Genomic DNA, 9,993 nt, shown 5'->3' with positions numbered 1-9,993 from the left:
TTGGCGGGGTTGGCGGGGTTGGTCGTGCCGGGGGTGTTGGCCTTCACCGCGTCGGCCGGCTTGGCCGCGACGGTCAGGCTGAGGTGCGGCAGCCCGCTCATCGACGCCGTCATGGCCTGGTGCCAGACCGCCCCCGAGGTCAGGAAGCCCCATGCGGTGGCGTAGTAGGTCCCGCCGATGGTCTTGCCGGAGAGCGAGTACGTGCCGGGGGCGGTCGGGCTGGTCATCACCGTCGCGTCGGAGATCTGCCTGGTGTAGCCGGCGAACCAGGCCTGGTTCTCGCTGTTGGTGGTACCGGTCTTGCCGGCGTCGTCGTAGCCGCCGATGTCGCCGATCGACTGGGCGGTGCCGCCCGGGTCCGCGACCACGGAGTGCAGCAGGGTGTTGACCGAGGCCGCGACGGTGGGCGTGAGCGCCTGGGTGCAGTTCGAACCCGGGACCTTGAGGTCCTTGCCCGCGCTGTTGGTGATCCGGCTGATCGCGGTGGGGCTGCAGTAGGTCCCGTTGGCGGAGAAGGTCGCGTAGAGGTTGGCGATCTGGAGCGTGGTCAGGCTGTTGACGCCCAGGGTCAGCGTCTGCACCTGGTCCAGCGGCGTCAGTCCGGTGGGCGACTTGGAGTCCGAGCTCCCCTGGTAGCTGAGGCCGAGCCGCTGCGCCATCTTCACCACGTTGCAGAGGCCGACCTTGGCCTCCAGTGGCACGAAGTAGGTGTTCACCGAGGCGGCCATGGCCTGCACCATGTTGATGTTGCCGTACGGCGTCGTGGTGTCGTTCTGGTCACCGGGCGTCGCCAGCAGGCGGTTGCCGTTGCAGTCCGTCATCTCCGGGAAGTCGCCGCTGGCCACCGAGTTGATGGTGTAGCTCAGCGGGATCCCCTGCTCCAGGGCGGCCGCCGCGGTGACCGCCTTGAAGATGGACCCGGTCGGGAACCCGCCGCCGCCGCTGTGCTGGGAGTCGACGTTGTAGTTGATCTCGGTCTGGTTGGTGCCGGTGCCGTAGGGCCGGCTCTGCGCCATCGCCAGGATCTTGCCGGTGCCGGGCTCGACCATGGTCGACGCGGCGATGGCCTTGTCACTCGCGTAGGCGTGGTCGGAGACGGCCTTCACGTCGGCCGCCTGGTCCTTCGGGTTCAGCGTGGTGTAGATCTTCAGTCCGCCGGTGTACCAGACCGCCGACCGCGCCTCGGCGGTCTTGCCGAAGGTCGGGTCCTTCAGGATGACCGACTTCACGTAGTCGCAGAAGAACTCCTCGCCCTTCTTGGCGGTGATGCAGCCCTCCGACGCGTGCTTGATCTTCAGCTGGATCGGGGTGGCCTCGGCCGCCTTCGCCGCCGCCGGGGTGATCGAGCCGTACGAGGCCATCGAGTTGAGGACCTCGTTGCGGCGCTTGAGCGCGGTGTTCGGGTTGGCGATCGGGTCGTACTGCGAGGGGGCCTGGACCAGGCCGGCCAGCAGGGCGGCCTGAGGCAGGCTGAGCTGGCTCGCGTGGACGCTGAAGTACTGCTCGGCGGCGGCCTCGACGCCGTAGGCCTTGCCGCCGAAGTAGGTGATGTTGAGGTAGTCGTCCAGGATCTGCTGCTTGGACAGCGTCTTCTCGAAGTTGATCGCGTACCGCAGTTCCTTGATCTTGCGGTCCGTGGTCTGCGCGGTGGCCTGGGCGACGAGGGTCGCGTCGTCGCCGGCCTCCTCGATGAAGATGTTCTTGACCAGCTGCTGGGTCAGCGTGGAACCGCCCTGGACCGAGCCGCTGGAAGCGTTCCGCGTCAGTGCGCGGAGCGTGCCGGTCAGGTCGATGGCGCCGTGCTGGTAGAACCGGTGGTCCTCGATGTCGATCAGCGCGTTCTGCATCACCGGAGCGATCTTGCTCAACGGTTCGACCTGGCGGTCCCGGGAGTAGACCGTGGCGATCACTCCACCGTCGGCGTCGTAGATCGTCGACGACTGCGACAGGGTGGGGATCGCCAGGGAGTCCGAGATGTTGTTGAAGTCGTCGGCCGTGGTCTTGGCCCCCAGGCCGACCGCGCCCACCGCCGGGATCGCGATTCCGGCGACGACCGCGCCCGCCAGCACACTCGCGCCGACAAGGCCGAGGCCGTTGCCGGCCAACTGGAGAGGGGTGCTGCGCTTCGGTGCCATGCGGACACGATAAGCGGCGACCCTAAGAGGATCCGACCCAGGACCCTTCAGTACTGTCACGGACTTGCCACAAATTGCTGAGTGCGGCCCGGAAGGGCGCCGCCCGCGGCGGGGTCGCGCGGGGTCACGGCGGTGTCAGCGTTCCCGCGGCCGCGCGCGAGACCGCGGTGGCGAGGGCGGCCAGTGGAGGGGAGTCCAACTTCCACTGCTGCCAGTACAGGGCGACCTCGACGGTGCGACCCGGCGCCAGGTCGACGACGGTGCCGGGCGGCAGTTGCGCCTCCTGCTCGTCGGGGAGCATGCCCCAGCCGAGCCCGGCCGCGACCGCCCGGACGTAGGCGTCCGAGGCGGGGATGGAGTGCCGCAGCCTGCCGGGTTCGGCGCCCGGGGCGAGACCTCGCAGGAAGGCGTCCTGAAGGTCGTCGTCCCGGTTGAAGACGATCACCGGGGCCGACGGCAAGGTCTCCGCCAGTGGCCCGGCCCCGAGCCACCGCTCGACGAAGTCCGGGGTCGCACAGGCGCGGTAGGCCATGCTGCCCAGCGGGCGCACGGTGCAGCCGGCCACCGGATGCGGTGCTGCGGTGATCGCGGCCGAGACCAGACCCTGCCGCAGCAGGTCAGCGGTGCGGGCCTGGTCCTCCTTGTGCAGCTCGAAGCAGACCCGCAGGTCGGCGGGCAGTTGGGAGAGTGCGGGCAGGAACCAGGTGGCCAGCGAGTCGGCGTTGACCGCGACGGCCAGCGTGGTCGCCCGCCCCGCTTCGGCGCCGCCGTCGGCCGCGCCCTCGGCACCCGGGACCGGGAGCCCCAGCTCGGCCGCGGCGTCGTCCTCCAACCGGACCAGTTGCCGGGCCAGCCGCACCAGGACCTCGCCGGACCCCGTCGGCCCGACCGGCTTGGTGCGGAGCACCAGCACCCGGCCGACCCGCCGCTCCAGCGCCTTGATCCGCTGGCTGACCGCCGACGGCGTCAGCCGCAGCGCCTGCGCCGCCGCGTCGAAACTGCCCTCGTCCACGACGGCGAGCAGCGTACGGACCTGGTCGAGCGGGAGTTCCGACATCACAGCAGCTAATGATACGTAAGAAACTTTAGCTGGTCTGATGCGCTTCCCGGCTCCTACGGTCGAAGCCATGCACGCAGACCACGCGGACATCGCCGCCGCCGCGGCCGGGCTCGGTACCGGCCTCTCGCTGATCGTCGCCATCGGTGCCCAGAACGCCTTCGTGCTGCGCCAGGGCATCCGCCGCCGGCACGTTCCGGCGATCGTGGGGATCTGCGCCCTCTCCGACGCGGTGCTGATCGTGGCTGGGGTGGCCGGCCTCGGCGCGCTGGTCCGCGGCTTCCCGGGGGTGGTCACCGCGGTGGCCTGGATCGGCGGCGCGTTCCTGGTGGGATACGGGCTGCTGGCGGCCCGACGGGCTCTGCGGCCGGGGCGGCTGGTCGCGGAGTCCGCGGCGGCTGAGTCCGGGGCGGCGGGGGTCGGCGACGGTGGCGGCGGCGGTTCGCTGGCGTCCTCGGTGCTGAGCTGCCTCGGCTTCACCTGGCTCAACCCGCATGTCTATCTGGACACGGTGCTGCTGCTCGGCAGCGTCGCCGCCGGCTACGGATCGGCGCGGTGGATGTTCGCCCTGGGCGCCGCCACCGGCAGTCTGCTGTGGTTCAGCGGTCTCGGCTTCGGCGCGCGGCTGCTCCGCCCGGTGTTCGCCAGGCCCGGCGCGTGGCGGGTGCTGGACCTGCTGATCGCGGCGACCATGCTCGCCATGGGGGTCGGACTGGCCCTGCGCGGCTAGACTGTTCGATCAGGAGCGAACAATGGAGGAGGCCGCCATGCCGACCGCCGAGCCGGAGCACCGGCACCCGCGCGAGGTGCCGCTGCAGGGCGCGCTCGCGGCCCTGGCCGATCCGGTACGGCTCACCCTGGTGCGGGAGCTGGCGGCCAGCGCGGACTGGGAGCGGTCCTGCGGAAGCTTCGACGTGCCGGTGCGCAAGGCGGCGCTGAGCCACCACTTCTCGGTGCTGCGAGAGGCCGGCCTGATCGAGCAGCGGATCAACGGGGCCCGGCGGGTCAACCGGCTGCGCCGCGCCGAGTTCGACGAGCGGTTCCCCGGCCTGCTGGCCCTGGTCCTGGCCGACGTCGAGTCCGGCGTCGGGGCAGACGCCTAGCCGTCATATACGTACAACTGTTCGACCGAGGCGTACCCTGGATCCCATGACGGTCGCACTCCAGGGTTCCCTGTTCGGCGAGGCGGAGGACCCCGCCCTGCTCGGGCTGGATCGCCTGCGCCGAACCGAGCTGTCGCACGGCGCCTGGGTCGACCTGCTCCGCGGCTGGCTGACCGGCGCCGACACGCTGTTCGAACACCTGGCGACGACCGTGCCCTGGCGGGCCGAGCAGCGCGAGATGTACGAGCGCGTGGTCGGCGTCCCGCGGCTGCTGGCGTACTACGGGGACCGTGCCGAACCGCCGCACCCGGTGCTCGACCGGGCCCGTACGGCACTGAGTGCCCACTACGCCGGTGAGCTCGGCGAGCCGTTCCGCACGGCCGGCCTCTGCTACTACCGGGACGGCCGGGACAGCGTCGCCTGGCACGGGGACCGGATCGGCCGCGGGCGGACCGAGGACACCATGGTCGCGATCGTCTCCGTCGGCGAGCCCCGCGCCCTGCTGCTGCGGCCCAAGGAGGGCGGCGACACCGTGCGGCTGATGCCCGGCCATGGGGACCTCCTGGTCATGGGCGGTTCCTGCCAGCGCACCTGGGACCACGCGGTGCCCAAGACGGCCAGGCCGGTGGGCCCGCGGATCAGCATCCAGTTCCGTCCGCGCGGCGTGGCCTGACCGCCGGAGCCCTACGGAGGGCTCCGGGAAAACCAGGCGGGACGTCCACAAGACCCCGCGGGACGCCCACGGGTGGTGCTGGTGGTGCTGAAAATGATCAGATCCAGGACGCCAAGGGACCGTTAAGACTGCCGGGATCACGCAGTGCGCGGGCTGCTCGCCCGCTGCCACTCTGGCGCAGGTGGCACAGAGTGCCACTGCGGAGAATCTGCAGAGGTGGCGACGGCAGTGGGTGGCTTCACGGGGGCGGTCACGGGGTTTCCGACCGTGGTCTTCAGCTTCGCCATGGTCGTCGTCGTGGCGTACTGGGTGCTGGTGCTGCTCGGGGGAGCGCACCTGCACACCGGGCACCATGCCGGCGCCGCAGGACACCACGGGGGTGGTCATGGGACAGGGCACGGGGGCCATGGGGGCCGAGCGGGCCACGGGGGTCCCGGACACCAGCCCGGCGGTGGACGCGGCGGGGTACGCGGTGGGATGCGCCACATCCACGGGGGTCTGCAGAGAGCGCTCGGTCTGGGCGGGGTACCGGTCACGGTGGCGGTTTCGCTGCTGATCGCCTTCGCCTGGTTCGGCGCGCTGACCGGCCAGACCCTGCTGGACGGCAGGCACGGGGGTGCCGTCCTGGCAGGGGCCCTGGTCGTCGGTTGGGCGGGGGCCCGGGTGCTGGCATGGCCGCTGCGGCGGATCATGCCGGCGCCCGCCCCGCCGCCCTCCCGCCGGGACTTCGTGGGACGCGCCTGCGTCATCCGCACCGGACGGGTCGGCCCGGACTTCGGCCAGGCGGAGGTGCGCGCGGATGACGGCTCCGCGGCCCTGGTGCAGGTACGGCAGAGCCTCGACGAAGCGGCCGGACCGGGAAGCGCGCTGAGCAAGGGCGCGGCCGCACTGATCTACGACTACGACGCCGAGGGCGAGTTCTTCCGGGTGATGCCGGAACTCCCCGCGTCCGGCTGACGTCACACCACCTGACGTCTCATCAGAAATCATTCACTCCAAGGCCGTTCAAGCGGCCGCCCAAGGGATCAGTCATGTCTGCTGTCACGATCGGAATCGGCGTGCTCGTCGCCGTCCTCCTGCTCATCGGCCTGGGCACGCTGCTGCTCTTCGGCCGGCTGTTCCGCAAGGTCGTCCAGGGCGAGGCCCTGATCATCAACAAGCCCAAGAACGTCGACGTGACCTTCACCGGCGCCCTGGTCATGCCGATGATGCACCGCGCCGAGGTGATGGACATCTCGGTGAAGACCATCGAGATCGAACGCACCGGCCGCGAGGGGATGATCTGCCAGGACAACATCCGCGCCGACATCAAGATCACCTTCTTCGTCCGGGTCAACAAGACCAAGGAGGACGTGGTCAAGGTCGCCCAGGCCATCGGCACCGACCGGGCCAGCCACCAGGAGACCCTGCAGACCCTGTTCGCCGCCAAGTTCGCCGAGGCGCTGCGCACCGTCGGCAAGCAGCTGGACTTCATCGACCTCTACACCAAGCGCGAGGAGTTCCGGGACCGGATCATCGCCGCCATCGGCACCGACCTCAACGGCTACCACCTCGAGGACGCGGCGATCGACCACCTCGAACAGACCCCGATGGTGCAGCTGGACCCGGCCAACATCCTGGACGCCCAGGGCATCCGCAAGATCACCGAACTGACCGCGCTGGAGCACATCCGTACCAACGACTTCCAGCGCAACGAGCAGATGGAGATCACCCGCCAGGACGTCGACGCCCGCGAGGCCGTGCTGGAGCTGGAGCGCCGCCGGTCCGAGGCCGAGATCCGGCAGCGCAAGGGCATCGAGACGCTGCGCGCCCAGGAGGAGGCGGCCACCCTGCAGGTGCAGGAGGAGGAGCGGCTCAAGGCGCACAGCGCGCTGCTGCGCACCGAGGAACTGCTGGGCGTGCAGCGGGAGAACCAGCAGCGGGAGATCGCGGTCGCCGAGAAGAACCGCGAGCGGGTCATCGCCGTGGAGACCGAGCGGATCGAGAAGGACCGGCTGCTGGAGGTCGTCAACCGGGAGCGCGAGGTCGAGCTGTCCCGCGCCGAGATGGAGCGCCAGGTCGAGGTCGAGCGCCGGGGCGTCGCCGAGGTGGTCCGCGAGCGGATCGCGGTGGACCGCACGGTCGCCGAGCAGGAGGAGGAGATCAAGCGGGTACGGGTGGTCCAGGAGGCCGAGCGCACCCGCCAGGCTGTGATCATCGCCGCCGAGGCGGAGGCCCAGGAGCAGCTGGTCAAGGACATCAAGGCGGCCGAGGCCGCCGAGCAGTCCGCGCAGTACACGGCCAGGGAGCAGCTGGTCCTCGCCGAGGCCCGGCAGCAGACCGCGGAGCTGGACGCCACCGCCGCGGTGCGGCTGGCCGAGGGCGAGCGGGCCAGGGCCGGCGCGGCCGGGCTGGCGCAGGCGGAGGTGTCGGAGCGGCAGGCCATGGCCGACGCGGCCGGCATCAGGGCCAGGATGGAGGCGGAGGCCGAGGGCCTGAAGCAGAAGGCCGCCGGTATCGAGAAGGCGGGCATGGCCGAGGCCGCCGTCGCGGAGAGCAAGGCCATGGCGGACGCCGCCGGGATCAGGGAGCGGCTGCTGGGCGAGGCGGCCGGGCTCAAGGAGAAGGCGGCGGCGATGGCCGCGCTGGACGAGGTGTCCCGGGCGCACGAGGAGTTCCGGCTGCGGCTGGCCGCGGACAAGGAGGTCAGGCTGGCCGGGCTGGAGGTGCAGCGCAAGGTCGCCGAGGCCCAGGCGTCGGTCCTGGCCGCGGGCCTGACCAGCGCGGACATCGACATCGTCGGCGGCGACAGCATGTTCTTCGAGAAGCTGGTCGGCGCGGTGTCCTTCGGCAAGGGCATCGACGCGGCGGTGGACAGTTCGGAGGTGGTGAAGGCGCTCGGCGCCGAGTGGCTGAGCGGCGAGAAGAGCTTCAGCAAGGACGCGACCGAGGTGCTCAGCTCACTGGCGGCGGGCGGCCCCTGGAACCTGGCGATGCTGCTGAAGCTGCTGGGCACCGGTGCCGACGGAGCGGCACCTGCGGTCCCCGTGCAGATCGCCAACGGCACCGTCACCGCCGCCAAGTAACCCGGCACACCCCCGCGTCACAGAGGAGCAAGGAACAGCCATGGGCGTCGAGGACGGCACCTTCCAGATCCTGCGGACCCGGCTCGCGGACCGCGCGGCCGAGCTCGGCCGCCGGGCGGCGGAGCTGAACACCCGCCGGCAGGAGGTCTTCGGCGCCCCCGTGCTGGAGCTCGCGGCCTCGGCCCGGCTCCGCACCCCCGCCGAGGCCACGGCCTGCGGCATCATCGCGATCCGGCCCGGCGTCCTGCTGCTGGGGACGTCGGCGCCGGGCCTGGCCGAGGGCATGCTCTCGCTGCACGACACCGAGGGCCGTCCACTGGAACCGGGCGCGGTGCCGGGCCTGCTGGACGATGAGCGGTTCCACCGCGACCTGGCCGAGCTGCTGCGCTACTACCGCGACGCCCGCCTGGTCGAGCTGCTCCGGACCCCCTCGGCCCCGACCTCCCGGCTGCTCGCGGTGTTCCGCACCGGCGAGCAGGACGGCGACATCCGGGTCCTGCAATGGAAGCTGACCGACCGTTGGGCCGAGTACCTGGACAACCACGGCGAGCGCGAGCTGCCCAGCCCGCCGGTCTTCGAACTGCCGTGGACCAGCACCGGTCGCGAGCAGCACGAGCAGGGCCGGGTGGTGATCGAGGGCCTGGTCACCGTCGCCGCCACCGGCGGCAGCCTCACCGTCCACTCGGCACCCGACGGAAGGCCGCTGTTCGAGGAGCCGGTCGACGACCCGCTGCAGAGCCTGGCCGACGCGACCATCGCCTACACCGTCGCGGCGCCGCTGCTGGTCCTCGCCGTCCGCCCCTACAACGAGTCCGCCGACCGCTACCTGGTCGTCAACACCCGTACCGGATCGGTCCGCAGGCAGGACTCGCTGGCCCAGGGGGCCCGGCTGCTCCCGGCCGAACAGGGCCTGATCTTCCCTGGCGGCTACGAACTGGCCGACGGCACCAACCGCGCCTTCCGCACCGACGGCACGGACGGGCTGCGCTTCGACGCGGTGCTGCCCTCGCTGGGCGGGGAGGACCTGCTGTACGTACTGCGCCGGCCGGGTGCGGCCCAGGTGCTGCTGCTGTCCTGGAACACCGTCCGCCGCGAGGCCGCCGCCCCGCTGCACGGCGCCGGCTACACGCTGCTGCCCGACGGCACGCTGGCCCTGCTCAAGCCGGACCGCGAACCGGTGCGCGGCCATGAGACGCAGCTCTGGCGCACCCCCTTCGCCTCCGCCGAGTACGCCGCCTCCCAACCCGTCGGCGACGGGCCGCTGGAGCGGATCGGCAACGCCGACCTGGTCCGCGGCATCGCCGACTGCCTGGACGTGGTCCGCAGCGCCGCGGGCGCCGAGGCGGTTGACGCCGCGCTGATCCTGGACGCCTGCGCCAAGGCCGCCGACCGGCACTACTGGCTGGGCGGCACCGGACTGCTGGAGCCCCTGGTCGAACTGCGCGACGCCGCCGAACAGGTGGGCGGCGAGCAGGCCAGGATCGGCGCGCTCGCGGCCCGGGCCGCCGAGGCCGTCGCCGGGGCGGCCGAGGAGGCCGCCGCGCTGGTCCGCCGCTCGCACGGCGAGCCCCCGGTCGACGCGGAGGGCTGGACCGGGCTGCTCAGCGAGCTGCGCCGGGCCCAGGGCCGGACCCGTACCCTGCGCGAGCTGCCGCAGCTCGACCTGGCCGCGCTGGAGGCCGTCGAGGCCTCGCTGGCAGCCGAGCTGGAGTCGGCGACCGAGCGCGCGTTCGCCTACTTCGCCGGTCCGGACGCCTTCGCGGCCCCGCTCGCCGCCGCCCGCGAGGCCGCCGACAGCGCACCCGGGCTGTCCACCGCGGCCGAGGCCGGACACGCCGCCGACCGGCTCGCCGAGCAGGCCGAAGCGCTGTCCACCGTCACCGACCTGGTCACCGGCGCGGTGACGGCCGACCCCGGCGCGGGCACCACCGTGCTGCTGGCCATCGGCGAGGTGCTGGCG

The 9,993-nt window shown here is 71.9% G+C and carries 8 protein-coding genes; 6 read left to right on the top strand and 2 right to left on the bottom strand.

Features of this window, described 5'->3' with window-relative positions; translation table 11 throughout:
• Both TR46_RS42555 and TR46_RS26445 read right to left on the bottom strand, forming a co-directional pair.
• Nucleotides 1–2,135 (bottom strand): transglycosylase domain-containing protein (locus TR46_RS42555; protein ID WP_084718941.1); only part of this gene is annotated, 2,135 nt, incomplete at its 3' end.
• 124 nt (nucleotides 2,136–2,259) lie between these two features.
• Complete coding sequence (locus TR46_RS26445) at nucleotides 2,260–3,192, bottom strand: LysR family transcriptional regulator ArgP (protein WP_042405741.1); 933 nt, start codon at nucleotides 3,190–3,192, stop codon at nucleotides 2,260–2,262.
• A gap of 70 nt (nucleotides 3,193–3,262) precedes the next feature.
• Between TR46_RS26445 and TR46_RS26440 the strand changes: the two genes are divergently transcribed.
• The 6 genes from TR46_RS26440 to TR46_RS26415 all read left to right on the top strand — a co-directional run.
• Nucleotides 3,263–3,922, top strand: coding sequence for a LysE/ArgO family amino acid transporter (locus TR46_RS26440; protein WP_042405799.1), 660 nt, complete (start codon nucleotides 3,263–3,265; stop codon nucleotides 3,920–3,922).
• Between the two features lie 37 nt (nucleotides 3,923–3,959).
• Nucleotides 3,960–4,295: an ArsR/SmtB family transcription factor gene (locus TR46_RS26435; protein WP_236655514.1), complete on the top strand. Its 336-nt coding sequence runs from the start codon at nucleotides 3,960–3,962 to the stop codon at nucleotides 4,293–4,295.
• Nucleotides 4,296–4,341: 46 nt separating this feature from the next.
• Entirely contained in the window at nucleotides 4,342–4,968 is a 627-nt protein-coding gene (locus TR46_RS26430) for an alpha-ketoglutarate-dependent dioxygenase AlkB (protein ID WP_042405738.1), read from the top strand.
• 216 nt (nucleotides 4,969–5,184) lie between these two features.
• Nucleotides 5,185–5,925 carry a hypothetical protein gene (locus TR46_RS26425; RefSeq protein WP_236655513.1) on the top strand — a complete coding sequence of 247 codons (741 nt, stop codon included), beginning with the start codon at nucleotides 5,185–5,187 and terminating at the stop codon, nucleotides 5,923–5,925.
• Nucleotides 5,926–5,999: 74 nt separating this feature from the next.
• Nucleotides 6,000–8,033, top strand: coding sequence for an SPFH domain-containing protein (locus TR46_RS26420; protein WP_042405735.1), 2,034 nt, complete (start codon nucleotides 6,000–6,002; stop codon nucleotides 8,031–8,033).
• 40 nt (nucleotides 8,034–8,073) lie between these two features.
• A partial coding sequence (locus TR46_RS26415) for a DNA repair ATPase (RefSeq protein ID WP_174505158.1) occupies nucleotides 8,074–9,993 on the top strand: 1,920 nt, incomplete at its 3' end.

Source organism: Streptacidiphilus carbonis (assembly GCF_000787775.1).
Lineage (GTDB): Bacteria > Actinomycetota > Actinomycetes > Streptomycetales > Streptomycetaceae > Streptacidiphilus > Streptacidiphilus carbonis.
This window is presented reverse-complemented; position numbering and strand designations above follow the sequence as displayed.